The sequence below is a fragment of the Paenibacillus nanensis genome (assembly GCF_003583765.1).
Classification (GTDB): Bacteria; Bacillota; Bacilli; order Paenibacillales; family Paenibacillaceae; genus Pristimantibacillus; species Pristimantibacillus nanensis.
The window spans coordinates 169540-195489 of record NZ_QXQA01000006.1 but is presented as its reverse complement, the minus strand read 5'-3'; the positions used below and the strand labels follow the sequence as shown (position 1 = coordinate 195489).

At 53.3% G+C, this 25950-nt stretch carries 26 protein-coding genes; 21 read left to right on the top strand and 5 right to left on the bottom strand.

Annotated features, from left to right (window positions below):
- Positions 1-7: 7 nt before the first annotated feature.
- The 7 genes from D3P08_RS12130 to D3P08_RS12100 are packed head-to-tail and all read left to right on the top strand — an operon-like array spanning position 8 to position 7153.
- A complete protein-coding gene (locus D3P08_RS12130) occupies positions 8-886 on the top strand; it encodes a type II secretion system F family protein (RefSeq protein ID WP_119599964.1) in 879 nt (292 codons plus the stop codon).
- Between the two features lie 24 nt (positions 887-910).
- Entirely contained in the window at positions 911-1099 is a 189-nt protein-coding gene (locus tag D3P08_RS12125; RefSeq protein WP_119599963.1) for a Flp1 family type IVb pilin, read from the top strand.
- The gene (locus tag D3P08_RS12120) at positions 1089-1799 is read left to right on the top strand and encodes a TadE/TadG family type IV pilus assembly protein (protein ID WP_162848451.1); all 711 of its coding nucleotides are present in this window, start codon (positions 1089-1091) and stop codon (positions 1797-1799) included. Before D3P08_RS12125 ends, D3P08_RS12120 begins: the two co-directional genes overlap by 11 nt.
- 13 nt (positions 1800-1812) lie before the next feature.
- Positions 1813-4044, top strand: a complete 2232-nt coding sequence (locus D3P08_RS12115) for a hypothetical protein (protein WP_119599961.1) — start codon at positions 1813-1815, stop codon at positions 4042-4044.
- Complete coding sequence (locus tag D3P08_RS12110; RefSeq protein ID WP_147381802.1) at positions 4010-5002, top strand: hypothetical protein; 993 nt, start codon at positions 4010-4012, stop codon at positions 5000-5002. Before D3P08_RS12115 ends, D3P08_RS12110 begins: the two co-directional genes overlap by 35 nt.
- Positions 5003-5022: 20 nt before the next feature.
- Entirely contained in the window at positions 5023-5529 is a 507-nt protein-coding gene (locus D3P08_RS12105; RefSeq protein ID WP_162848450.1) for an A24 family peptidase, read from the top strand.
- Between the two features lie 31 nt (positions 5530-5560).
- Positions 5561-7153: a DUF6382 domain-containing protein gene (locus tag D3P08_RS12100; RefSeq protein ID WP_119599958.1), complete on the top strand. Its 1593-nt coding sequence runs from the start codon at positions 5561-5563 to the stop codon at positions 7151-7153.
- Here D3P08_RS12100 and D3P08_RS12095 read toward each other — a convergent pair.
- The 3 genes from D3P08_RS12095 to D3P08_RS12085 form a co-directional block, all read right to left on the bottom strand.
- The gene (locus D3P08_RS12095; protein WP_119599957.1) at positions 7150-8073 is read right to left on the bottom strand and encodes a TIGR01777 family oxidoreductase; all 924 of its coding nucleotides are present in this window, start codon (positions 8071-8073) and stop codon (positions 7150-7152) included. The genes D3P08_RS12100 and D3P08_RS12095 overlap by 4 nt on opposite strands.
- A gap of 25 nt (positions 8074-8098) precedes the next feature.
- Positions 8099-8602 carry a hypothetical protein gene (locus D3P08_RS12090; protein ID WP_119599956.1) on the bottom strand — a complete coding sequence of 168 codons (504 nt, stop codon included), beginning with the start codon at positions 8600-8602 and terminating at the stop codon, positions 8099-8101.
- A gap of 90 nt (positions 8603-8692) precedes the next feature.
- Complete coding sequence (locus tag D3P08_RS12085; RefSeq protein ID WP_119599955.1) at positions 8693-9130, bottom strand: DUF2621 domain-containing protein; 438 nt, start codon at positions 9128-9130, stop codon at positions 8693-8695.
- 102 nt (positions 9131-9232) lie between these two features.
- On the opposite strand from D3P08_RS12085, the gene D3P08_RS12080 reads away from it, so the two are divergent.
- The 13 genes from D3P08_RS12080 to fur all read left to right on the top strand — a co-directional run bounded on the left by D3P08_RS12080 (position 9233) and on the right by fur (position 22504).
- Positions 9233-10363, top strand: a complete 1131-nt coding sequence (locus D3P08_RS12080; RefSeq protein ID WP_119599954.1) for a deoxyribonuclease IV — start codon at positions 9233-9235, stop codon at positions 10361-10363.
- 52 nt (positions 10364-10415) lie between these two features.
- Positions 10416-11318, top strand: a complete 903-nt coding sequence (gene purU / locus D3P08_RS12075; protein ID WP_119599953.1) for a formyltetrahydrofolate deformylase — start codon at positions 10416-10418, stop codon at positions 11316-11318.
- A gap of 72 nt (positions 11319-11390) precedes the next feature.
- Positions 11391-13409: a transketolase gene (gene tkt, locus D3P08_RS12070; protein WP_119599952.1), complete on the top strand. Its 2019-nt coding sequence runs from the start codon at positions 11391-11393 to the stop codon at positions 13407-13409.
- 41 nt (positions 13410-13450) lie between these two features.
- Positions 13451-13768, top strand: a complete 318-nt coding sequence (gene ppnP / locus D3P08_RS12065) for a pyrimidine/purine nucleoside phosphorylase (RefSeq protein ID WP_119599951.1) — start codon at positions 13451-13453, stop codon at positions 13766-13768.
- 187 nt (positions 13769-13955) lie between these two features.
- A complete protein-coding gene (locus tag D3P08_RS12060) occupies positions 13956-14477 on the top strand; it encodes a DUF420 domain-containing protein (RefSeq protein ID WP_119600049.1) in 522 nt (173 codons plus the stop codon).
- 137 nt (positions 14478-14614) lie between these two features.
- Positions 14615-15964, top strand: a complete 1350-nt coding sequence (locus tag D3P08_RS12055; protein WP_119599950.1) for a glucose-6-phosphate isomerase — start codon at positions 14615-14617, stop codon at positions 15962-15964.
- Positions 15965-15990: 26 nt separating this feature from the next.
- A complete protein-coding gene (locus tag D3P08_RS12050) occupies positions 15991-16623 on the top strand; it encodes a YigZ family protein (RefSeq protein ID WP_119599949.1) in 633 nt (210 codons plus the stop codon).
- A gap of 210 nt (positions 16624-16833) precedes the next feature.
- A complete protein-coding gene (locus tag D3P08_RS12045; RefSeq protein WP_119600048.1) occupies positions 16834-17748 on the top strand; it encodes an MraY family glycosyltransferase in 915 nt (304 codons plus the stop codon).
- Positions 17749-18019: 271 nt separating this feature from the next.
- A complete protein-coding gene (gene cysT, locus D3P08_RS12040; RefSeq protein ID WP_420819033.1) occupies positions 18020-18784 on the top strand; it encodes a sulfate ABC transporter permease subunit CysT in 765 nt (254 codons plus the stop codon).
- Positions 18781-19578 (top strand): sulfate ABC transporter permease, encoded by a 798-nt coding sequence (locus tag D3P08_RS12035; protein ID WP_119599947.1) that lies wholly within the window; start codon positions 18781-18783, stop codon positions 19576-19578. The genes cysT and D3P08_RS12035 overlap by 4 nt, the downstream gene beginning before the upstream one ends.
- Entirely contained in the window at positions 19579-20643 is a 1065-nt protein-coding gene (locus D3P08_RS12030) for a sulfate/molybdate ABC transporter ATP-binding protein (protein ID WP_119599946.1), read from the top strand. It abuts the gene before it with no gap.
- 34 nt (positions 20644-20677) lie between these two features.
- Positions 20678-21739, top strand: a complete 1062-nt coding sequence (locus tag D3P08_RS12025) for a sulfate ABC transporter substrate-binding protein (RefSeq protein WP_119599945.1) — start codon at positions 20678-20680, stop codon at positions 21737-21739.
- Positions 21740-22027: 288 nt separating this feature from the next.
- On the top strand, positions 22028-22504 hold the full coding sequence (gene fur, locus D3P08_RS12020) for a ferric iron uptake transcriptional regulator (protein WP_119599944.1): 477 nt from the start codon (positions 22028-22030) through the stop codon (positions 22502-22504).
- A 63-nt stretch (positions 22505-22567) separates the two neighbouring features.
- Here the strand turns inward: fur and D3P08_RS12015 are convergent, their stop codons facing one another.
- Both D3P08_RS12015 and D3P08_RS12010 read right to left on the bottom strand, forming a co-directional pair.
- Entirely contained in the window at positions 22568-23551 is a 984-nt protein-coding gene (locus tag D3P08_RS12015; protein WP_119600047.1) for a quinone oxidoreductase family protein, read from the bottom strand.
- A 59-nt stretch (positions 23552-23610) separates the two neighbouring features.
- Positions 23611-24408 (bottom strand): Cof-type HAD-IIB family hydrolase, encoded by a 798-nt coding sequence (locus tag D3P08_RS12010; RefSeq protein ID WP_119599943.1) that lies wholly within the window; start codon positions 24406-24408, stop codon positions 23611-23613.
- 90 nt (positions 24409-24498) lie between these two features.
- On the opposite strand from D3P08_RS12010, the gene D3P08_RS12005 reads away from it, so the two are divergent.
- Complete coding sequence (locus D3P08_RS12005) at positions 24499-25929, top strand: S41 family peptidase (RefSeq protein WP_119599942.1); 1431 nt, start codon at positions 24499-24501, stop codon at positions 25927-25929.
- Positions 25930-25950: the final 21 nt, after the last annotated feature.

Here is a 25950-nt window from a genome sequence, read left to right as displayed (position 1 = left end):
GGCGAGAGTGGCTGGAATTGCGGCAGCGGTGCTGCTGACGGGATTTTGGTGCTTCCTGGCGGGCCGCTTCACGATCGCGCATTTACCGGGGATGCTTGCGGGCCGGCGAAACGGCAGCAGCAGCGGCAGGTTTAAAGAACGTTTAATCGAAATGCCGTTTATGCGGGTGATCGAGTACGCGATGAAGCAAGAGCCAATTGGACTTCTGCTTAACAGCTACCATATGAAGCTGTTTATTCTTCGGGGCTCATCTTGGACGATGGAGCGGACTAAAAAGGAAGCGGCATCGGCGATCGGGACGGGTTACGGCGCGTTGACGGGATGCGCATGGCTGTCGGGCATCAGCGGGGAAGCCCTGTTGCTGGCAGCCGGGCTGCTTGCTTTTATCGGGTTTGGCTTCCGTGGATTCGCCGATGCGGGCAAGCAGGTGAACCGAAGAAGAAAAGCGATCATAGCTGCTTTGCCGGACCGGATGAGCAAGCTGATGCTGCTCGTTGGCGCAGGCGAAACGGTGCAGAGCGCTTTCGCGCGCTGCCTGGAAGGGAAAGAAAACTCGCAAAATCCGCTTGATCGAGAGTGGCGAGCGGCGGTTGCCGCCATGCGGAACGGGCAGTCGTTCAACACGGCGCTCGAGCGCTTCAACCGGAGCTGCGCCGTCCAGGAAGCGTCGCTTTTTACGACGGTTATGCTGCTTAATTACCGCAAGGGGGGCGAGCATTTCGTGCTTGCGGTTAGGGAGCTGTCTTATTCCTTGTGGGAGAAGCGGAAGGAAATCGCCCGTGTAAGCGGCGAAGAGGCCTCCTCAAAGCTCGTCTTTCCGCTTGTCGGCATCCTGTTCATAATGATGATTCTTGTGGCGGCGCCTGCCGTTTTGATGATGTCTTAACCAAATCATAAGGAGATGTTGGATATGAAAAAGCTGGCGAAACGTATGAAGGCATTTTGGAGGAATGAAGACGGTATTGGCACGCTGGAAGTAATCTTAATTGTTGCCGTCGTCATTATCATCGCGCTTCTGTTTAAGGATTGGATCGTCAATTTGGTGAATGAAGTGCTCGATAGTGCGGATGAAGATGCGCGTAAAATTTTTGAGAGTTAGCAATGTAACGAAGCGCTTGGTAAACGGCGAGAGCGGTAGTGTTACGTTGGAAGCGGGCGTCGTATTTCCGCTATTGCTTGCGATGGTCCTCGCCTTCTTAATCTTTGGCATGTATCTCTATCAGAAAACGGTTGTCTATTATGCGGCAGCTGTCACGTCGGAACGAGCGGCGTTCGGCTGGGATAACAGTCATCGAGACTCGGCAACCGGCATGCTTCTGGAGCCGGCATACGACGGTCTTTACCGGCGTCTCGGCTCCGACGGCGCACTGGCCAGCTTGTTCGGACTGGACGGGAAGGAAGAGGAAAGGACAATTGCAATCCCGGAGGAAGCAATGGGAGGCGGAGCCGGGGATATAACGGATGACGCAAAATTGAAGCTGGCCTCTGCTTCAAGATGGATGACAACGGCGAGCCTGCCCTATGACGGCACCGTCCGGTATATTGGAAACGGACTTAGCAGGCTCATAGACGTTAAGCTGCGCAAGCCGATCGAGCTGCTGCCATGGGAACGGAGCTGGATTAGAGGGGAGCCAGGCGCAGCGGCAGAAGGGTATATCGTAGACCCGGTTGAATTTGTTCGCAGCGTCGAGCTTGCTCGTTATTACAGCGCCAAGTTTATCAACTACCCGAAAGGGCAAACGACGGCCAAGAGCAGAGCGAATGAGGTGCTCGCTTCCTATGAACGGAATACGAAATAGAGGGAGTGAGGGAATGAGCTCCAACAAGCTTCGGAGATTTCTAATGAAAGAAGACGGAGCCGTTACGGTTTTTTCTGTTATCCTGTTGGCTTCATTGCTCCTCTTTTTTGCGGTGCTTATTGATTATGCGAGAATTGCCGCCTTTCAATTAAAAACGGAGAATGCCGCGAGGTCCGGAGCGCGATCGGTTTTGTCCGCTTACGACTCCTGGCTGTTCGAACGATATGGTCTTTTTGGAAGAGGCGGGACGGATGGCGCTGCTATTTTCTCTGAAGTCATGAAGGCGAACGCAGGAGAAAAAAGCTTTGGCGCAGGCGAAAGCTTCGGAATATTGGAGTCCAGCATTGAGGAAACGAAGCTGAATACGGCCTCCACACTGGGGGACCACGATGTGTTTGCGCGGCAAGTTTTGGAGGATATGAAGTATAAGGCGCCGATCGACTTTTCGCTTGAGCTTGTAGCGAAATTTACGCCGCTGGCCGGGGCGCTGCGCGAAAGCTCGAATGCGGTTCATACGCTGGAGCAGCTCCGGAAGCTGTACGAGAAGCGGGAGGACTTGCTGGAGAAAGCGCTCAGGCTGCAGGAGCAGGCGGTCGATACGTTCATAAACAGCGACGTGATGGGGCTGATCCCGGCAGGGAGAGGGACTGCCGGTAACAGCAGGGATTCAGCTGCCGCCCTGGCGGACAGATATGTCGGCTACGTAAACGAGATCCGGTACGATGCGATGAGGGGGGCAGACGAGGAACTATTGTACAGCGACTCCATTGCTCAATTCGAGAAGGCTGTCGCGAATATGACGAGAGATATCCGCAGCGGCAGCGGCAGGCTGAAGCAGCGGCACGCTCAGCTGCTTCAGGACGCGGCTCTGAAGCTTGAGGAGGCCGTTCGGGTCAATGACCAAATGCGTCTTGTTCTAGCTCAAGCCGATGCGGCTTCGGGAGAAGGATATGGGAAGGTCGCATCAGCGAAAACGCCGGGATCAACCGACTATAGCATGCCGAGCGGCGCGTCCCAGGAGCTGGCTGAGATTAAGAACAGCGGAGAAAAGCTTCTCCGCACATCGGAATGGTTTGCCGCCTATAAGAGCGAACTGGTCGAGCAGGGCAATCGGGGCACCGTTTTTACCAGCGAGCTGGACCAGCTGTTGGATCGGTGGAACGGCGCCATGACAAGTCTAGATCCTATAGCGCAAGGCTCGCTGCTGGCAAGCATTGTCGAGATCGGAACGGCGGTTGCCGATTACGAGCGGCTTTATTCCATGCCGGGAACCGTGCTGAAGGAACGAAGAGAAGTGGTTCTAAATAGCTCGCTGAAGGAGCAGCTCGCCGCCCAAGAGAAAAAGAAAGCGTCGTTATGGGGCGAAGCGAACCGGTTGCTGCAAGGGATGTCAGGCGTTACGCCAAGGCCCGATCATCAGGAAATGTTCCAGCGAGCGAAGGCGCGTTATGAGCAAAATTTGCAGTTTAACCGGAACGCCGACTCCGCGGCGCAGTCAGGGAAAATCGAAAGCCCGAGCGACGCGAATGAAGCGGCCGAGCAATCTGCGTCAATGATGGACGGCTTGTTCTCCGGCATGTCGGATATGCTGCTGCGAAGCCGCGATACATTCTATTATGGCGAATATGCGGCCAAAAGGTTCTCTTACTTTGAGCCGCAGCAGCTTCGCATGCTGCTGACGAACGGCGATGTGGAAGGAGTGGCGCAGGCGGCCTCCTTCTACAACCAGGAGATGGAATACGTTCTGTATGGGTTTCATGAACCGATGGGCAACATTATCGCCGCTTACGGCGAGCTGTTCTCTGTGCGGCTTGCGATCCGCACGATGGAGGGCTTCATGGAAAGCCGGTCGCTCGGTCATCCTCTTCTCATCCTGTCCGCAGCGATCATTTACGGCTTGGAGAAAACGATGGAGGATATGCTCTCCTTCACGGAAAAAGGTTCGGCGCCGCTCTCCAAATATGTGAGGGTCGACCTGACCTATTCGGATTATTTGAGGCTGTTTATGCTGCTCCATGGGGGAGCCGAGGAAAACCGGCTGGCGCGCATGATCGCCGTCATCGAACAAAATACCGATCTCACGCTCGCATCCGTACCCGTCGGCGTGACTGGAGAAGTTACCGCTTCCATGAAGCTTTGGTTTTTGCCCGGAGTAATGAGTATGCTGGGGCGCCTCGATTTGCTCCAGGGAAAGGTAGTCGGCAACCGATATGAGACGACAAAAACCGTTGGCTGGTCTTATTGAGCGCGCCGCTGACGAAGCCTTATTCCTTAAAGAACGAAAAGGCTCCATTGTACTGGAAGCCGCGCTTGTTATGCCGATTCTGCTGTTTCTGCTCGTTGGCTTCTCCGTCTTGATCTCGTTATGCGCTTCGCAAATGGCGCTGCAGACGACCGCTTCGCAAAGCGTAAGGCAGATTGCGGCGCATATGTATCCCGTCGAGCTGGCGCAGGAGCAGCTGCAAGCCGCCAGCGGCGCGCTTGCACCGTCCTTGCCTAATCCAATGCCGGAATGGAGCGAGATCGCAGCGGACGTTGCAGGATGGCTTCCTGACCCCGCGGGGGAGTTCGTATCCTCGGCCCTTCGGGGGGATTGGCGGCCGCTGCAGAATCTGGCTGCGACCGAGCTGGGGAAAAGCGTAATCGAGCCGTTCGTCCGGCAATTTGCGAACCCTTATCTTTTGAAAGCTGAACGCGTGAGACTGAGCTATATCTCGCTGCCTGACTTAAAGGAGAAAGAAGAGCCTTATATAGCAATTGCCTTGGAATACGAGTTCCCGATCAAAATACCGTTTACGAACAGAAAGCTTGTGCTCAAGGAGCAGGCCTACGAGCGGGTATGGGTCAGTGACGCCGAAGCCGCATCCTACGGTGCGGGAAGTGAGGCGGACGGTGGGAATGCGCTTCCGCTGCAGATAGTCGCTATCGAACCGACGCCTTTGCGGCCAGGCCGTAAAGCAACGGTCGTCGTTAAGACCGAGCCTGGCGCAACCGTCTCGCTTGGCGTGACGTATAAGAGCGGCGCAAGCAAGGCTAAGCATCTTGGCGAGGCTACGGCGGATGGGCAAGGGTATGTGCAGTGGACTTGGCATGTATCCGGCAATACGACGCCCGGCATTTGGGAGCTTACGGTAGAAGGCAAAGACCGTGAGGGAAGCATCTCTCAACATTTTGCCGTCGTGAAAAAACAGGATTCGGGATGAAGGGAAGGAGAGGATGGAAAATGACCGTCATGCTGACGGCTTCGGCTATTCAGCTGCTAATTGCCGCTATTACGGATTTGTATAAACAAACCATACCAAACTGGCTGACGGGAGGGGCCTTCGTGACGGGGCTTCTCTATCAAGGGATCGCAGGCGGGCAGGAAATCAACGGCTGGCTATGGTCGCTTGGCGGGGCGTCGGCAGGTTTTTTGCCGCTGCTTCTTCTATACGCGTTTGGAGGTATCGGCGCCGGAGACGTTAAGCTGTTCGGCGGGCTTGGCGCTTGGATCGGCGCCTACTCGGTCATGCATGTGCTGATGTACGCCATCCTTTATGCAGGCGCTATTGGCGTCCTTCTGCTTATTGTTAACCGTACCTTTGCCGGAAAAGCGTTAAAGGCTGTAGGTATAGCTTTGCTGCCTGGCGTTTCGATGAAAGGCAGATGGTTCGGCTGGGCAAAGTCCGGCAAGAGCTTTCCCTTTATGCTCGCGGTCATTCCGGCGGCTATCACGGCATGGCTGATCTGACCAGCTTCATCGAGAAAGGAGAGGGTAAGAAGTGCGTCAATTCAGAATCGATTTTGCGATGAATAACAGACATGAAATGATCGTAGACAGTGAGAAGGGGATCTTTCGCCACGAGCTGGATGAGCTTGAGCTGCAGATGCTTCGTTCTCAGACGGTTCCCTATTTGCTCCCAATTGAATGGTCGGAGATTGACGGGATCGTAACCTTCCGTTATGCGCTAACGGGAATGAGGATGCTTGTTCATCGGCTGCAGCAGGAGCCGATTACGATGGAGCAGTATTACGGGCTATTGCTTTCGGTGACAGACGCGCTGCTCGAATGCAAAGATTATATGCTGCGGCCGGAGAGCTGCATGTTAAACGATCAATTTATATTTACCGGAGAGCGAATGGACGATATTCGTTTCGTTTACCTGCCTTTGAAAGAGGCGGATGGGATCGGCTTGCAGCCGGTAGACGGGCTGCTTCAGCTAGCCGTTCGATGGACGACTTATATCGATACGATTGACGGCGAGGGATTAAAGAGAATCGTTCAATCGCTGGGTCAAAGCCGTTCTCCGCTAAACAATCTGCGCGAGACGCTGCTTGAATTAATCGCGAATGGCCATGGCGGCGGCGCTGCTAGTCTTTGCGAAATCGCTTCACGCCCGAAAGAGCAGCCTTTCGCGTCTCAACCATATGCGGGGCTTGTTGATAAGCCGGAGCAGCATGTTCTTCGTCAATCGATATCCGAAGCGGGCAAGGAAAGGAATGGTCTGCCGTTAAATATCGTGCTGATGAATGATGCGGAACAGTCAAACGGCGGCGAGCTGCTTCATGACGCGGATGAGCCGGAACAAGGCGCTCGGCGACGTCAAGGCAAATGGATGATGATCGCGGCATGGGCGCTTGGGGCTGCTTGTGTATGGCGATTCCTTTATATGAGCGAGCCATCCCGATCCAATCTTCTTATTTGTGCGGCATTGACGCTTCTGCTGACGGGAGGTTTATACTACGCATGGACAAAAATAGGCAGCTTGTTCATTCGAGAAAAGGCTTCGGAGGACGATAGGGAGTGGATGGAGCCGTTATCGGGACCGCTTGATCCGGACCCGCCTAAGGCTAAAGCTGCTTGGAAATGGAGCTCTGAGCCTGTAATGCCGGAATACGAACTGCCGCTGTCAAGCACCACGAGCTCCATGGGCAATTATTCTATTCCCCCAAGCGCATCGCAGCCGTCTCAGCAAGGGGCGAGGAAGAGACTGGAGCCTACAACGGTAATCAGTGAAACGGAAAATAAAGCCGTTCAGGCTGGGGAAATCAATGAAGCGCATGCGCGTCAGCCGTGGCTCTCGCGGGTATGGAACGGTCAAGAGGAGAAAATAGAGATTGACGCGGATTCGTTCAAAATCGGAAGATCGATCGATGGGGCAGGTTATTCGGAAGACGCGGAGGGGGTATCCCGTCTTCATCTTGAAATCGAACGGGTTAATGGGGAGCATCACGCGAAGGACCTGGGCTCCCGTAATGGAAGTCTGTTGAACGGCAAATTAATGGTCCCTTATAAGGCCTACAAGCTGGAAGCCGGAGACCGGATCCATCTGGCAGGGGATAAGGGACCTCTGTATGAGCTTAGAACAGGTTAAGTTGGCTTGCGGTCGTCGCTGTTTCCCGCAAGTGCTTGCAGCGCGGAGTCTATCTTCGGATAACGGAAAATGTAGCCGTGCTCGAGAGCCCGCTTGGGCAGCGCCCGCTGCCCGTCAAGAAGCAGGGTAGACATCTCGCCGAAGAGAAAGCGCATAAGCGCAGCGGGAACCGGGAACCAGTGGGGCCTTCCGAAGGCTCGGCCGATCGCGCGGCCGAAAGCGTCGTTGGTTACGGGATCAGGAGCTGAGGCGTTAACCGGTCCGCGGATATTCGGGTTGTCGAGGCAAAACAGAATGAGCCCGGTCATATCCTCGATATGAATCCAGGACAACCCTTGTCTGCCGCTTCCGACCCTTCCGCCGCCGAACAGCCGGTACGGCAGAAGCATGAGCGGGAAAGCGCCGCCGTCTCGCGCCAGCACAAGGCCGATTCTCAGCTTGACAAGCCGGTCGGCGGGGATGGCATCCGCCGCCGTTTCCCAGCTTCGAACGACTTCCGATAAATAATCGGTTACCGCTGTTGGACTATCCTCATCGAACAGCTCCGTCTCCGAAATGCCGTATGCGGATATGCCCGACGCGTTAATGACGACGGACGGCTTAATCTGCAGCGCGTCTATCAGCTTTGCAACTTGCTCTGCGGCCCACAGCCGCGATTGCATGATCCGCGTTTTGGCTGCCGGTGTCCATCGCTGATTGATGCTTTCGCCTGCAAGATTGACGATGGCATCCAATCCTTCTGCTAGGTGAGGATTTTCACTCAGCTGTGCCCATGAAACAGTCTTAAGCTTCGAAGCGGAATTATAGGGAGCTCCTGCCGCTCCGCGAGTAATAATCCAAACTTCATCCCCTCGTTCCAGCAGCGCGCCGGTCAGCGCCTTCCCAATAAATCCGGTTCCCCCTGCAATAGCCACCCGCACTTAAGCAACCACTCCTTGCAGCGCATTATTGAACGGCTTCGATTTTCGTCAGCCAATTCTGCTTATATTCGCTGTCGCCTTCCGATTTTTCGGTGTATTCGAATTTCACCTTCGCATCTGCAGGCAAATTCTCAATGACCGTTAACAGCTCTTCCGGAACTTGATAGACGGTAGCCCCGGCATCTGTCGTAATCTCGATGGAATGGGAATCAATTTGACCTGTATATACGCCTTCAGCGCTTAGAACATCGTTGGCAGGTGTCTCTTCTTCGTTATTCGCGTTTTCGTTTGCGGAAGAATCCGGTGCGGAATTGGAATTTTCGCCGCTTGCCGGAGCGTCAGGATCCATAATGCCGCTATCTTCCGGCAATTGATTGCCTGCCGCCGCTCCTGAGTTGTTCTGCTCCGCGTTTGTGTCGGCCCCGCCCGCATTGTTCTCCCCGCCGCATGCGGACAGGGTCAGCGTCATTGCGAGAAGCAGCGCTCCGGCGATTGCCGTTTGTTTTTTTCTTTTGGTTAGTTTATTCATAGTTGAAGCACCTCCTACTATAGGTAAACGAATGTCGGGTATGAGAGGTTGCAAAAAAAATCGGACAGAGCTGCCGCTCGGCAGCTCTGTCTACTTGTTCAGCAGATGCTGATATGGGGTATAATCGATGCCCTTCCTATCAAGAAAGCTGATCAAGCTTCGGTAGTCGCGCTTCGGCGTAGCCCGGATATATCCTTCGATGCAATGCTCCCTCGTCACGGAGGTTGCGCCGCTCTCGATGGCAACTTGACCGATCTTGGCGGCAATGGAGTGCTTGGCGATATCCCGGAACGCGTTCGGCACGGGAGACACCAGCTCGTCGAGAAACTGCTTGGCGTCCTCGCCCCACATGCTGCGGCTCCGCTCCACCCAATAGTTTTGCCAATCCAGCTTGGACTTGCCGTCCCTCATCGGCAGAACCTTCAAGAACTTCCGGAACATAAAAAATCCGCCGATCGACATGGCCACTACCATTACAATCGCCCAAAATACGATGAAATACATGAACCAATTCGGCGTTCCACCCATACCTATCTTTCACCTCAATAATGAATTATAGCGTATTCCTAGATTTATTTCGACATTCCTTGTAAAATAAGGTTTGATCAACCGAAAGGGGCGAATTAAAGGATGTTGAAAATAGGTTCCCACGTATCATTTTCGGACAAGGGGCTGCAGACAGCCGCCAAGGAAGCCGTATCGTACGGCTCGAGCACATTTATGATTTACACCGGGGCTCCGCAGAACACACGGCGCAAACCGATCGAATCGTTATATATTGAAGAAGGAAAGGCGCTGATGGAGAAAGCCGGAATCGGCGAAATCGTCGTTCATGCGCCATATATCATTAACCTTGGCTCTTATAAGGATGATACATTCGAGCTGGCGGTCAATTTCCTCCAGGAAGAGATCCGCAGAACCGATTACATAGGCGTCCGCAACATTGTGCTGCATCCGGGAGCCTATACCGATAAGGATGCCGAATACGGGATTGCGCGCATTGCGGAAGGCCTGAACGAAGTGCTGGCGGGCACGAGCGGAACGAACGTCAACATCGCGCTGGAAACGATGGCGGGCAAAGGGACGGAGATCGGAAGAAGCTTTGAAGAAATCGCCGCGATCATCGACAAGGTGCAAAGCAACGAAAGATTAACCGTCTGTATGGACACTTGCCATATGCACGACGCGGGGTATGATCTTATTCATGATCTGGACGGCGTGCTGGAGCAGTTCGACCGTATCGTCGGCCTTGACCGGGTAGCGGTCGTGCATATTAACGACAGTAAAAATCCAAGAGGAGCAGGCAAAGACCGTCATGCCCCGATCGGCGCGGGCTGGCTGGGACAAGCCGCCATTTCGAATATCGTCAACCATGAGGCGCTGAAGGGCCGTCCGTTTATTTTGGAGACACCTTGGATCGGCAAAGAGGATAAAATGGAACGTCCGATGTATGAGGTCGAAATTGCGCTTCTTCGCGGTGAAGTGAAAAACCGCTTCGGAGACAGCTTCCTGGAGGATGTGGAGAAGCTGCACCGCTTCTTCGAAAAGCAGGAGATTGACCCGCGGGGTTACGTGATCGACACATGGACGCTGCTCAAAAACGACGCGAAGGCGAAAAAAGCGGATCCGCGCGAACCGATGGAGCGTCTGTACGATCTGGTTTTGGCCGAGAGCGTATTGTCCTCGGAGCTGACCGAAGAGCAGTTGAATCAGCGCTTAACGGCCTGGTTCGCGGGCAAAGAGCTTTTTGCCAAAGTATAAATAATTGTAGCGCAAGCGATGAAAATTATAATAGAAAAGGAAGATTAAAGTCATGTCATCCCAATCGAATCAAGTGCAGCAGGCGAGCGAAGCGGCAGGCAAAAGCGGACGCGCGCGCATGCTTATCTCCTGTCCCGACCGGCCGGGCATCGTAGCCGCCGTATCGCATTTTCTCCATGAGCATGGGGCGAATATCGTCCAATCGGATCAATATACCATGGACCCTGAGGGCGGCATGTTCTTCATCCGCTTCGAGTTTGTATTGAACGATATGGATAGTGAGCTTCCCGTCCTAGTTGAGGACTTCGCGCGCGTGGCGGACCGTTTCCAAATGAGATGGAATATATTCCGCGCGAGCCGTAAGAAGCGTCTGGCTATCTTCGTCTCCAAGGAGGACCATTGCTTGCTCGAGCTGCTGTGGCAGTGGCAAGCCGGCGACCTGGACGCCGAGATCGCGATGGTCATTAGCAACCACCCGGACATGCGCCAGCTGGTGGAATCGTTCGGCATTCCTTATCACCACATCCCGGTAACGGCGGATACGAAAGAGGAAGCGGAGCGCAAGCAAATGGAAGTTGTCGCGGATAAAGCCGATTTGATCGTGCTCGCCCGTTATATGCAGATCATCTCGCCGAGGTTTATCGAGCAGTTCCCGAACCGGATTATTAATATCCATCACTCCTTCCTGCCTGCGTTTGTCGGCGGCAAGCCTTATGCGCAAGCCTATAACCGCGGGGTGAAAATTATCGGCGCGACGGCTCATTATGTGACCGAGGAGCTTGACGGCGGACCGATCATCGAGCAGGACGTCCAGCGCGTCAGCCATCGCGATAATGTGGAAAACTTGAAACGGATCGGCCGCACGATCGAACGCGTCGTTTTGGCGCGGGCAGTCAAGTGGCATATCGAAGACCGCGTTCTCGTTCACCAGAACAAGACGGTTGTATTCAATTAATGGCAAGTGCTACAATATCCAAAGCTTACTTTATTACTAGGAATTAAACAGATAATCTAGGAGGCAATAAAGATGACAGTAAATCAAAAGTCGATTGATCAGCTTTCCATAGACACGATCCGTACGCTTGCGATCGATGCGATTGAGAAAGCGAAGTCCGGCCATCCCGGCATGCCGATGGGCGCCGCTCCGATGGGATACCAGCTTTTTGCAAAAGATATGAGGCATAACCCGGCGAACCCGGAGTGGATTAACCGCGACCGGTTCGTCTTGTCCGCAGGCCACGGCTCCATGCTGCTTTACAGCCTGCTTCATCTAAGCGGCTACGACCTTCCGATTGAAGAGCTGCAAAACTTCCGCCAATGGGGCTCGCTGACGCCAGGCCACCCGGAATTCGGCCATACGGCAGGCGTTGACGCCACGACAGGTCCGCTTGGACAAGGCGTGGCGATGGCGGTGGGCATGGCGATGGCGGAAGCCCATCTTGCTGCTGTTTATAACAAAGAAGGCTATGACATCATTAATCACTTTACGTATTCCATCTGCGGCGACGGCGACCTGATGGAAGGTATTTCTCACGAAGCGGCTTCGCTTGCCGGCCACTTGGGTCTTGGCAAACTCGTTGTTCTGTATGATTCCAACGATATTTCCCTAGACGGCGAATTGAGCTTGTCCTACTCCGAAACGGTACAGAAGCGTTTTGAAGGCTACGGCTGGCAAGTTCTTCGCGTGGAGGACGGCAATGATTTGAACGCATTGTCCAAAGCAATAGCTGAAGCGCAAGCGGAATTGTCCAAACCGACCTTGATCGAAGTCAAAACGGTAATCGGCTACGGCAGCCCGAACAAAGGCGGCAAAGGCGGCCATGCGGGTCCTCACGGCTCCCCGCTCGGCGTTGAAGAGACCAAGCTGACCAAGCAATTCTACGGCTGGAACGAAGAGCATCAATTCCATGTGCCGGACGAGGTTCGCGCTCATTTCGCGGAAGTGAAGAGCAGAGGCGAGCAAGTCAACGCGGAATGGAACAAGCTGTTCGCGTCTTATAAAGAAGCTTATCCGGAACTTGCGGCTCAATTCGAGCTGGCGATCTCCGGCGACCTTCCGCAAGGATGGGATGCGGATCTGCCGGCATACACAACGGAAGACAAGCCGCTGTCCACTCGCGTCGCTTCCGGCAACGCGCTGAACGGCCTGGCGAAGAACGTGCCTAACCTTGCAGGCGGCTCCGCCGACCTGGAAAGCTCTACGATGACGCATCTGAAAGGTCTTGCGCAGTTCAAGCCGGGCAGCTACGACGGCCGCAACATTTATTTCGGCGTGCGCGAATTCGGCATGGCTGCCGCTATGAACGGCATCAGCCTGCATAGAGGGATTAAAGTATTCGGCGGAACGTTCTTCGTGTTCACCGATTATCTGCGTCCGGCGATTCGTCTTGCCGCTCTAATGAATCAGCCGGTTGTCTATGTGCTGACGCATGACAGTATCGCGGTCGGCGAAGACGGTCCGACGCATGAGCCGATCGAACAGCTGGCTTCGATCCGCATTATTCCGAATCTGACGGTTATCCGTCCGGCTGACGGCAACGAAACATCCGCTGCTTGGGCCTATGCGGTCGAGAACAAAGCGAATCCGGTCGCTCTCGTGCTGACTCGTCAGAACCTGCCGATTCTCGAAGGCACCGTGAACGGCGCTCGCGAGAATGTTCGCAAAGGCGCGTATGTTGTGTCCGATGCGGCAAACGGCAAGCCTCAAGCGCAAATTATCGCGACGGGCTCCGAGGTTCAACTGGCAGTTGCGGCTCAGAAAGCGCTGGCTGAAGAAGGCATCCAGGTCCGTGTCATCAGCATGCCGTCGATGGATCTGTTCGAGAAGCAGTCCAAGGAATACCGCAATTCCGTCATTCTGCCTGACGTGAAGGCTCGTCTTGCGATCGAAATGGCGCATCCGTTCGGATGGGAGCGTTACACAGGCGATCAAGGCGACATTCTTGCGATCGACCGCTTCGGCGCATCCGCTCCTGGCGACCGCGTGATCAAGGAATATGGTTTTACGGTCGAGAACGTCGTAAGCAAAGTGAAGGCTTTGCTGTAATTACGGCTTCTAGATAGATCATATAAAGGAGCAATTGTCCCATGTCGCAATTTGAAAATGTAACAGTCGTCAAAAAAGCCAATGTTTATTTTGACGGTAAAGTCACGAGCCGCGCGGTATTGTTTGCCGACGGCACGAAAAAAACGCTCGGCATTATGCTGCCAGGCGAATACGAGTTCGGAACGGATTGCCTGGAAATCATGGAAATCCTGGCCGGCGATTTGAAGGTGCTGCTGCCGGGCGAGACCGAATGGCTGCACATTCAAGGCGAAGGCGAGTTCAAGGTTCCGGCGAACACGAAGTTCAAGCTTCAAGTCGCGGAAGTTACGGACTACTGCTGCTCGTATATTTACGAGTAATACGAAGGAAAAGGGCTGAACCGCGCAGGCGGTTCGGTCCTTTGTTCGTATAAAAGACGTAAAATCGTCGATTATTTGTGACAAAAGGAGCCTCTGCCGCATTGTTTTTACCGGGGGAAATCGGATAAAGTTGGCTTATGCTTACGACGCAATTTTCTACGAAAACGTTGAGGAGGGTTCCTTCAAAATGAAAGAAAAAAACTACACGCCGTTAGTGGCGGTGCTGACCGTCGTCATTGTTGCGCTTGTTGCGATTCTGTTCTTCCTGCCGGCCTACGAGGGGGAAGTCGGCTTTGACGTCAAGCTGCTGCCGCTGCTTAACGCCGTCTTTAACAGCTTTACGTTTCTGGCGCTGCTCATTGCGCTGTTTGCGATCAAAAGGAAAAATATTCGGATGCACCGCTCCTTTATTTTGATGGCCTTCGTGACGACAACGCTGTTCCTGGTATCGTACGTCACCTACCATTACTTAACGGAATCGACGCCTTACGGGGGAGAGGGGATTCTAAGAGGAATCTACTTCTTTGTGCTGCTGACGCATATCGTGCTCGCGATTGTAGTTGTTCCGCTTGCCTTGCTGTCGCTTGCGCGAGGACTGTCCAACCAAGTGGACAAGCACCGCAAAATCGCGCGCTGGACGATGCCGATTTGGCTGTACGTCAGCTTAACGGGCGTCATTGTTTATTTGATGATTTCGCCTTATTATTAAGCTTTCGCCGCATAAGTTTTTCTAATAAGTGATAAGCTTGTGTTTGGCAGAATAATCCGATATTCTAAATGAAAAGTTGATAGCCGTTCTCAGCCTTGAGCGGCAGTTTTCAAACATTTTAGGGGGTATTCGAAATTATGAGTAAAACGGTAAAGTTCGATTACAGCAAAGCTCTATCTTTCGTTGGCCAGCACGAAATCGATTATTTCAAGGATCAAGTGAAGCTGGCGCATGACCAATTACATAACGGCACAGGCGCCGGCTCGGACTATTTGGGCTGGATCGACCTCCCGAATAACTATGATAAAGAAGAATTCGCGCGCATCAAGAAGGCGGCCGAAAAAATTCAGTCCGACTCCGAAGTGCTGGTCGTGATCGGAATCGGCGGCTCTTATCTGGGCGCCCGCGCGGCGATCGAGATGCTGTCGCATTCCTTCTACAACGTGCTGCCGAAGGAGCAGCGCAAGACGCCGCAGGTGCTGTTCGCGGGCAACAACATCAGCTCGACTTACGTGACGCACCTGCTGCAATTGCTGGAAGGCCGCGACTGGTCGATCAATGTCATTTCGAAATCGGGCACAACGACAGAACCCGCTATCGCATTCCGCGTCTTCCGCGCCGAGCTCGAGAAGAAATACGGCAAAGAGGAAGCGCGCAAGCGTATCTATGCGACTACGGATAAAGAAAAAGGCGCGCTGAAGAAGCTGTCGAACGAGGAAGGCTACGAATCCTTTATTATTCCTGACGATGTGGGCGGCCGTTATTCCGTTCTGACGGCGGTTGGACTGCTTCCAATTGCAGTTGCCGGCATCGACATTGACGCAATGATGAAAGGCGCGGCCGACGCGTCCCAGGAATACGGCAATCCGAACCTGGCGGAGAACGAAGCGTACCAGTATGCGGCTGTCCGCAACGCGCTGTACCGCAAAGGCAAAGTGACGGAAATTCTCGTAAATTACGAGCCGTCCCTGCACTTCGTGTCGGAATGGTGGAAGCAGCTGTACGGCGAAAGCGAAGGCAAAGACTATAAGGGCATTTATCCGGCATCCGTCGACTTCTCCACCGACCTGCACTCCATGGGTCAATTCATTCAGGAGGGCAACCGCAACATTTTCGAAACGGTTATCCAAGTCGGCGAAGTAGCGGAGCATATTACGATCCAAAACGATCCGGAGGACCTTGACGGACTGAACTTCCTGACGGGGAAAACGATGGATTTCGTCAATAAAAAAGCGTTCGAGGGCACGCTCCTTGCGCATACGGACGGACAAGTTCCGAACCTGATCGTGAACATCGCGGACATGACGCCGTACACATTCGGCTATCTCGTTTATTTCTTCGAGAAGGCTTGCGGCATCAGCGGTTATCTGCTGGGAGTCAACCCGTTCGACCAGCCAGGCGTGGAAGCGTATAAGAAGAACATGTTCGCGCTGCTCGGCAAACCGGGCTTCGAGAAGGAAAAAGCGGAGCTGGAGGCACGCCTGTAATCGGTTGAGCTAGGGGCGATGCTTACATGCTGACAAGATATCGGACAATTAGAGGCGAAGCCAGCAAGGAAATCGTGATCAAAAAATCCCGGTTTATCGGCTATGCGAAGCCCGTGGAGAGCGAAGAGGAAGCGGTCGCTTTTATCGACGAGATCAAGCGGCTGCACCGGACCGCCACACATAACTGCTCGGCGTACGTCGTCGGCGAGCGGGATCAGCATCAGAAGGCGTCCGACGACGGAGAGCCGAGCGGAACGGCGGGCAAGCCGATTCTTGAGGTGATCAAGAACAAAGGGCTAAAAAACGTTGTTGTGGTGGTTACGCGGTATTTCGGCGGCATCATGCTGGGCGCGGGCGGTCTTGTCCGCGCTTATACGGACGGCGCGGTCGCCGGCATCGAAGCGGCGGGCGAAATTGAAATGGTGCTGCACCGCGAGGTTTTTGTCGAAGTGGACTATACCTGGTACGGGAAGCTGGAGAACGAGCTTCACGGCCGCGGGACGCGTCTTGGGGGCACGGAATTTACGGACAGCGTCACTGTATTGTGCTTGCCGGAGGCGCCGGACGCGGAAGCTTTTGTCGCTTGGATGACGGATCTGACGCAAGGTCAGGCCCGCATTACGGCAGGCGAAGAACGGTATTATATTGATGGCGAATAATTCGCTTCAAGCATGGGGAATTCATCCCCATGCTTTTTTTTGGTCAAAATAAAAAAAAATTAATCCGGTTATGCTTCCTGAAAAGGGTGCCAAAAGTCGACATGATTGTGGAAAAGCATGTATAATGATCGTGAATTATATTGAAAATTATTGGTGGTGGCTCTTATCTTTTACATCCTAGCATTTGTTCTGTCATTTGTTATCGTGTACATGCTTATCCCTCCATTCAGCCGGCTGGCATTTAAGCTGGACTTTGTGGACAAGCCTCGTAAAGATGAGGAACGCAAGCTGCATCGGGAGCCGATCCCGCTTACAGCCAGCTATGCGATTTTTATCGGATTTTTTGCCGCGTATCTTGCCATTGCAAGAGAGTTCAGCTGGGAGACGGGTGCTTTATTCCTGGGCGGAATATTGCTGCTGACGATCGGGACGATCGACGATTGGTACAAAACCAAAGGCAAAGACTTCCCCGCGCTGCCGAAGATGCTGGTTCAAATGTCCGCAGCTGTGCTGGTTTATTTGTCCGGCAACGTGTTCACCGGCTTCGTCAATCCGCTCTCCGGCGAATACGTCATGCTCCCGGTCATCCTGCAATTCGTGCTGACGGTTCTATGGATATTCGGCGTTACGACCGTTATTAATTTCACGGACGGCTTGGACGGGCTTGCAGGCGGACTATCCGCGATCTCCAGCATTACGCTGTTCATTGTGGCGCTGACGATGGGGCAATCGAATTCCGCCATGATGGCAATTATTCTCGTTGGCGTTACGCTTGCTTACCTGCGATACAACAAACCGCCCGCCAAAGTTTTTATGGGTGACGCAGGGGCGACCTTCCTCGGTTTTATGCTGGCGGTAATCGCGCTCGACGGCGCTTTCAAGCAGGCAACCGTGCTGTCGCTGTTTATACCGATTTTGGCGCTCGGCGTACCGATCTTCGACAATATTTTTGTAGTCGTGAAGCGGTTCCTTCAAGGAAAAGCGATTTACCAGGCCGACGCGAGTCAGGCGCACTACCGGCTGTTGAGAGCCGGACTGAATCATAAGCAGGCGCTGCTGGTGCTATGCCTGGTCAGCACATGCTTTAGCTTATCCTCCATCATATTGATGCTGGTACAAATTTAAGCCGGATGATTATCCGGCTTTTTTTATTGGCGAATTTCTGGGCTGATGAATATCCTATAAGAGAAGTGTATCAATCCCTAAACTTTTTGTTATTTAACCATTGACTCCTCGTAGGGCTGATGCTACATTAATAATACCTAGTAAGTTAATAGGAATTATGCTATTAAAAGAGGGCAGCACCTACGGCACGAGCCGATGGTTTGGAGGTAACGTCACAGTGAACGCATTGTTTCGAGGGAAAGGCTGGAGCTTTGGATTTCGGACTGCCATCATGCTCTATTTCGTCTGTTTGATCGTATTGCCGATACTCGGCATTTATACGCAATCCTTTTCGCTGGGCTGGGCTCCGTTTTGGGAAAGTGTATCGGATCCGCTCGCTTGGAAGGCCGTGCTGCTAACCGTAAAGCTGGCGCTCATCGCGACGATTCTCAATATTTTTTTAGGAACGATGATCGGATGGGTGCTCATTCGCTACCGTTTCCCGGGACGGAGCTTGCTTAATAGCCTCGTCGATCTCCCGTTTGCGCTCCCGACTGCTGTAGGCGGCTTGCTTATCCTGCTGCTGCTCGGTCCGAACAGCTTGGTCGGTTCGCTTGCGGAATCCATCGGCATCGAGATCGTGTTCCATGAGCCGGCCATTGTCGTTGCGATGCTGTTCGTCACGTTCCCGTTTGTCATCCGCGCCATTCAGCCGCTTTTGGAGGAGCTCGACAAATCGGAGGAAGAAGCGGCGTATACGCTTGGCGCATCCAAAGCGAAAACGTTCTTCCAAGTAATATTCCCGACGATGCTCCCGGGCATTCTCAGCGGGGCTATGCTTGCCTTCTCCCGAGGGCTGGCCGAATTCGGCGCCGTCGTGCTCGTTGCGGGCAATATACCGGGCAAAACGCTAGTCGCTTCCGTCTATATTTTTGGCGAAATCGAAAGCGACAATCCGCAGGGCGCAGCTGCTGTATCCGTTATTCTGCTGACGCTGTCCTTCTTAATTCTGTGGATCGTCAACCTTCTGCAAGCAAGGAGGTCCGGCGCGAAATGAGAAGGCTATGGATTACTCTTACTTATCTCGTATTTGCAATACTGCTTATCGCACCTTTGGTCAAAATTTTTACCGGCGCCTGGAAGGACGGCATCGATGGCTTCATTGACGCGCTGACGCGTCCCCAATCGCTGCACGCGTTGATGATGACGGGCATTATCGTTGTTATCGTGACGTTAATTAATACACTCTTCGGCGTTATGCTCGCGCTTTATCTGGTTCGGGCGCAATGGCTTGGGCCGAAGCTGAAACGGCTGCTCAACAGCATTGTCGATCTGCCGTTTGCCGTTTCTCCCGTCATCGGCGGTCTGATGATCGTGCTGATACTGGGACCGAATACGGTTATCGGTTCACTGTTCGAGGACGCCGGCGTAAAAATCGTTTATGCGCTGCCGGGCATGATATTGGCTACGTTATTTGTAACGTTCCCCATCATGGTCCGCGAGGTGATGCCGGTCCTGCAGGAGATCGGCGCTCAGCAGGAAGAAGCGGCGTCAACGCTGGGCGCTTATTCCTGGTACACGTTCTGGAAGGTTACGTGGCCGTCCATTCGCTGGGGCGTCATCTACGGCGTCGTGCTGACAGTTGCGCGCTCGCTTGGCGAATTTGGCGCCGTGCTAGTCGTTTCGGGCAATATAATGAATAAAACGCAGACGGCGACTACGCTTGTCTATCAAGATGTTGAAAACTTCAATGTGGTGGCGGCGAACGGGATCGCTCTAGTGCTGGCGGCGTTCTCCGTCGGTCTGCTGCTGCTGATGGAATGGGCCAAAAAACGAAAGGAAGTGCATTAGATGCATATCGAGGTTCGCAATTTGAACAAAAACTTCGGCGACTTCCATGCGGTGCGGGATGTCAGCTTCGATATCGAGAAGGGCAAGCTGATCGGTTTGCTCGGCCCAAGCGGCGGCGGCAAAACCTCGATTTTGCGCATGCTTGCCGGACTTGAGACGCCGTCCTCCGGCGATATTGTCTTCCACGGCAAACGCGTGAACGATCTTCCCCCGCAAGAGCGGGGAATCGGCTTTGTTTTTCAGAACTACGCTTTGTTTAAACATATGACGGTTTACGATAATGTCGCGTTCGGCTTGAAGGTGAAGAAGCATACGAAGGAGCAAATCCGCGAGCGCGTCATGTATTTGGTGGAGCTGACGGGGCTGAAGGGCTTCGAGCACCGCTATCCGCATCAGCTGTCCGGCGGTCAGCGCCAGCGCGTAGCCTTCGCCCGGGCATTGGCGCCGGAGCCGCAGCTTCTGCTGCTGGATGAGCCGTTCGCCGCGATTGACGCGAAGATCCGCACGGAGCTGCGCACGTGGCTCAAAGAGATGATCGAGCGCGTCGGCATCACGTCGATTTTCGTTACGCATGACCAAGAGGAAGCAATCGAGGTTGCGGACGAAATTATGATTATTAACAAGGGGCGGCTCGAGCAGAAGGGCAGCCCGTGGGATATTTACAAAAACCCGGAAACGCCGTTTGTCGCAAGCTTTATCGGCGAGTCTTCGTTCATCGACGATATCTCGTCGCTGAAAGGCTTTGAAAGCGCAGCGGTACAGCCGGATACCAAAGCGCTGATTCGACCGGAATATATCGAGATCGGCAAGCCTGGGGAGATTAAGCTGGCTTCCGCTACGATGCCTGCGGTTGTGAAGCATATCCATTTCCGCGGAAGCGAATGGATGGTCGAGCTAGCAGTCGGCGACACGAAGCTGATTACGTACCGTTCGCTGGAGAAGGAAGTGCTGAAGCCGGGCGAAGCGGTAAGCGTATTGCTGCACCGGGCCTATCTGTTCAACGATCAAGACAGCTGGATTATGGAAAATCCGCTTAAGGTCGATCCGATGCCGATCCATATTTGATAGTAGACATTCCAGCAGAAAGAGTGTTGACCTTATGATACGAATTCCAGCTTTAGCGAGGCGTCTGCTGCCGTTTCTGCTTATTGCCGTTCTACTTGCCGCGGCTGCAGGCTGCGCAAAGAGCGAGACGCCGGATAATGGTCAGACCGTGCCCGAAGGCGACGTTACGCTTGTTATTGGCGCTTATTCGGTCGTTAAGGATGCTTTCGGCGATCTGCTCCCTGCGTTTAAGAAGCAGTGGCTAGAGAAGACGGGCCAGCGCGTAACGTTCCAAGAATCGTATGAGGCGTCCGGGACGCAGGCGCGCGCCATTGCCGGCGGGTTCGAAGCGGATGTCGCGGTGCTTGCGATGGAAGGCGACCTCGACAAAATTGAGGATGCGGGCTTTATTACGCATGACTGGCGTAATCGCGATGCGGGAGGCATGATTACCCGCTCGATCGTGGTGATGGGTACCCGGCCGGGCAACCCGCTGAATATTAAAGATTGGACGGATTTGACGCGCGAAGGCATAAAGGTGCTTTACCCGAATCCGAAGACGTCCGGAGGCGCGCAATGGGATATTAACGCGATTTATGGCGCAGGGCTCAAGCTTTCGGAGCGGGAGACGGGCGAGAAGTCGCCGGATTATGCCAAAGAGTTCCTAAGGTCGGTCCACGCGAATGTAGAGTCGCTCGATAAAAGCGGCAGAGCCTCCATGGCTGCTTTTGAATACGGGGTTGGCGACGTGATCGTCACGTATGAAAACGAACTGATAGCCCGCATTCAGAAAGGCGTAGACTACGATATCGTCGTTCCGAAGGATACGATTCTCATTGAAAATCCTGCGGCGGTCGTCGACAAAAATGTGGACCGTCACGGTACGAGAGAGGTTGCGGAAGCGTTCATCGCATATTTGCAAAGCCCTGAGGCGCAGCGAATCTTCGCAGAGCACGGCTTTCGCCCCGTAGACGAAGCGGTAGCCGAGGAGACGAAGGACAAATTCGCGACGCCGGAAGGTTTGTTCGACATTACGTATTTGGGCGGCTGGCAGGAGGTACGCGAGCTGCTGTACGCCAAAAAAGGCGTATGGTATCAGGTGTTGGCCGACATCTAAACAGCATCTACAACAGCATCTGATGGACAAAAAAAGGGAAGCGGCCGCTTCCTTTTTTTATTTTGTGCAGCGTTCAATTTTCGCCTTATATTCGATTTCCAATGTTTTTATTTGCGGCAAGCAGGGAAATGGATTTCAGGAGCGAATGTAAAGAGAGCAGATTAGCGGTTGCTTTCTAAGCGGAAATCGTCTAGGATTAGATTAGAATAATTCTAAATTATAAAATGGCAAATTCGGCGGGAGCCTTTAATAAATAGCAGTCCGATTCAACACGGGAGGTGCGGAGAAATGAACGTTACGGCGGAGATTGAAAAAATAAAGCGAAGCTTGATGGAGAACGGGTATAAGCTGACGACACAGCGTGAAATCATTGTGCGGGTGCTACTGGAGAACGAAGAGGATCATCTGAGCGCCGAGGATGTCTATATGCTGGTGAAAGAGAAGTTTCCCGAAATTGGGCTGGCGACGGTATACCGGACGCTGGAGCTTCTGGCTGAGCTGCAGATTGTAGCGAAGATGAATTTCGGAGACGGCGTGGCCCGTTTTGATTTACGAGGCGAAGATCATGAGCATATGCATCATCATTTGATTTGTCAGAAATGCGGAGCCCTCGAGGAAATCAAGGAAGATTGGCTGGTCGAGCTGGAGGAGAGGCTGGAGCGGGAATACGGCTTTAAGGTGCTGGACCACCGGCTTGATTTTACAGGAAATTACAAGAGCTGCAGCAGCGGAGAATGCAAACGCGACTGCAAAGCCGTTTCCTGATAGAGGTTCATAAAAAAGCACAGGCTGTGGAGCAGCCCGTGCTTTTTTCATTTCAATGCTCGTCTATTCATTCTCGACTTTTAATACGACTTTACCGGTGCTTTTTCTGCTTTCGACCCAATCATGCGCTAACGATGCGTCCTTTAAAGGGAACGTTGCGCCAATGTCGATTTGAAGGCTGCGGTTCTCCAATAAGCGAAGCACTTTTTCCGCGATGCCTTTTAATTGCTCAGGCCGCTCCTTCCTAGTCGTGCCAAGGCTAAAACCAAGCACCGAGCGGCAGCTTGCATGAAGATCGGATGTTTGGAGCTGACCGTATTTGCCGCTCGCATTACCGAAAATAACAAGACGGCCGTAACGCGCGAGACATGTCATGCTTTGTTCGGTCACTTCGCCGCCAACGGAATCTAGAATGATATTTACGCCTTTACCGTTTGTTATTTCGTTTACTTTTTCTGAAAAGTTTTCCTCTTCGTAGCAGAATACATGATCTGCTCCCACTCGAATAGCGGCAGCCTTTTTCGCTTCGCTGCCGACGGTTCCGACCACTAGGCCGGCGCCTAAAGTTTTGGCGAGCTGTATGGCCGTTGTCCCTACCCCGCCCGACGCAGCGTGTATGAGGACCGTTTCACCCTCTTGTATTCTGGCGAGCTCGGCAAGCAGGCTGTAACTTAGGAAGGACACAATGCCGCATGCACCGGCGATATCAAAATCGATACCGTTAGGGATCGCAAAAGTCAGATTTTCATCGGCTACGATATATTCGGCATAGGAACCGTTATGAGGAAAAGCGATGACTCGTTGCCCCTTATGTAAGGACGTTACATCGGCTCCGGCCTGCTCGATCACGCCTGCCGCTTCCAGCCCTGGAATAAAAGGAACGTTTCCTTGTCCTTTATTGCCGCGTCTCGCTTTGATATCCGCAAAATTTACGCTGGTCGTTTTTACGCGAATGAGTACCTGTTTTGGACCCATGACCGGGATTTCGACATCTCTATATTTTAAATTTTTAGATGGCCCGAGACTTTCAACGACGATCGCTTTCAAACCCATTCACTCCCCGTTCGATTACCTGCAAATTCCTCCTCTTAATTTAGGCCGTATGTTTAACGGTTCAGTACAAATTTTTCGATGACGTGTTTGACGCCGTCTTCATTGTTGGTCAGCGTGATGTAATCGGCAAGCTCCTTCAAAGCCGGGACCGCGTTGCCCATCGCAACGCCGAGTCCGGCGGCCATCACCATCTCGCGGTCGTTCCAGGCGTCTCCGATGGCGATCGTTTCCTCCATGGTGCAGCCGATATATTCGGCCAAATACCGGAGCGCGTGTCCTTTTGTCCCTTCCTTGTGCATAATCTCTAAGTAATTGGCTTTTGACTTTGTAATATGCACGCGGTCGCCGATCAGCGTCTGAAGCTCATGCGCCACTTCATCAAGCCGTTCGGGCTCGTCGATCATTAGCAGCTTGTTCATCGGATGCTCGATGAGCTTGCTAAAATCAGGCTCGATATGATAAGGGATGTTGGATTGCTTGGAATACTTTTGAATGCGGTCGTTGTCTTCCGTGCTATACAGCTCGTCGTCCACATACAGCTGCAAATGAAGCTTGTTGGCTTGGCAGTAAGCATACAGCTCCTTGGCGGCATCCGTCGGAACCGAACGTTCATACAGCACCTTGCCGTCCAGCAGCGTTTTGACGAGCGCTCCCTGATACGTAATAATAGGTACATTAAGGTTAATATTTTTGGCGATCTGCTGGGCGGAGGCATACATGCGGCCGGTGGCAATCGTAACGATGACGCCCTGCTCGAGGGCGTCAGCCATCGCTTTCTTCGTGCCTTCAGTCACTTGCAGTTCGTCATTAAGCAGCGTGTCATCTAAATCTACGGCGATCAGCTTATACATCGTTGAGACGAGCTCCTCTCTTGTCCATACGGTTAGGCAATTCAGGATGATTGTAGCGAAAAACCAGCATTCATACAAGGAGATTAAGGAATGAACAATAACTTCGAAGAACCGGTCAAACAAAAATCGGGATTTATTTATGTGATTGGCGTAGTCGCGTTGCTTGTTATCGGATATGTGCTTGGGATGCTGTCGTCGGGCATGCGTTATCCGATTACAAAGGATCCGGCGTTCAAGCAGCTGAACACCGCGTACACGAAAATTATGGAAGACTATTTGAACGGCGCCGATCCGAAGGATTTGATTAACGGCGCCACGCAGGGCATGGTCGCTTCGCTGAACGATCCTTATTCGCATTATTTCGTCGGAGAGGAAGGAGAGGCGTACACCCAATCCTACGAAGGGCAATTTTATGGAATCGGCGCGGAGATGCGCCAGGAGGAAGGACTCTATATCATCACGTCGGTCATCAAGGATACGCCGGCGGAACGGGGAGGCGTTCTGGCGGGCGACACGATCATTGCCGTAGATGGCGTGGAGATTAAAGGGAAATCGTTCCAGGAACTGCTAGGCATGGTTAGGGGCGAAGAAGGCACGGAGGTTACTCTTCGTCTGCGGAGGGATGGCGAGAAGGAGCCGATCGAAATTACGATGAAACGGGCGGCTATACCCGTCTACACCGTAACTTCCGAGAAGCTGGAGGGCGGAATCGGCCATGTGACAATCAGCCGCTTCGCTGAAAATACAGCCAAGGAATTTGAAGCCGAGCTTGCCAAGCTGCAGGAGGAAGGCCCTCTGGAGGGGCTGCTGCTCGACCTGCGCTCGAACCCGGGCGGCCTGTTGACCTCGACGCTTGATATCGCCAATATCCTTATTCCGAAGGATAAGAAGATTCTTGACGTTGTGTACAAAAATGAAAGACAGACCGTTTCCTTCTTGTCTGAGCAAAAGAAAGAGTGGACGGTTCCCATCGTGGTTCTGGTCAACGGTCAATCCGCAAGCGCCAGCGAAGTGCTGACTGCCGCGCTGAAGGAATCGGCGGGAGCGACCGTCATTGGCGAAACGACGTACGGCAAAGGCGTCGTGCAAGCGTTCCGGCAGTATCCGGACGGATCTGTCCTCAGTCTGACGGAAGCGCAATGGAAAACGCCGGGCGGCACTTGGATCAATGAGCAAGGCGTATCCCCTGACATCGAGGTGAAGCTGCCGGCATACGCCAGCTTGCGTCCGCTTGCTACCGGATCCGAGATGGAGCTGGGCAGCTATGGCGATGACGTTGTCACCCTGCAGTCGATGCTGCGGGAGCTCGGATACGGACCGCTCGAAACGGAAGGCGTATTCGATGAAACGACGGAGCAGGCGCTGCGGCAATTCCAGCAAAGCGAGGGGCTCGAGACAACGGGGAAATTCGACGACAAGACCGGATACAGGCTGCTTGAGCTGCTTCGGGAAAAGCTGGATAAAGAGGATACACAGCTTCTGAAGGGCATTGAACTGCTGACAAGCGGCGTGAAAAAATGATCCGATAGCGCGGGATGCTGG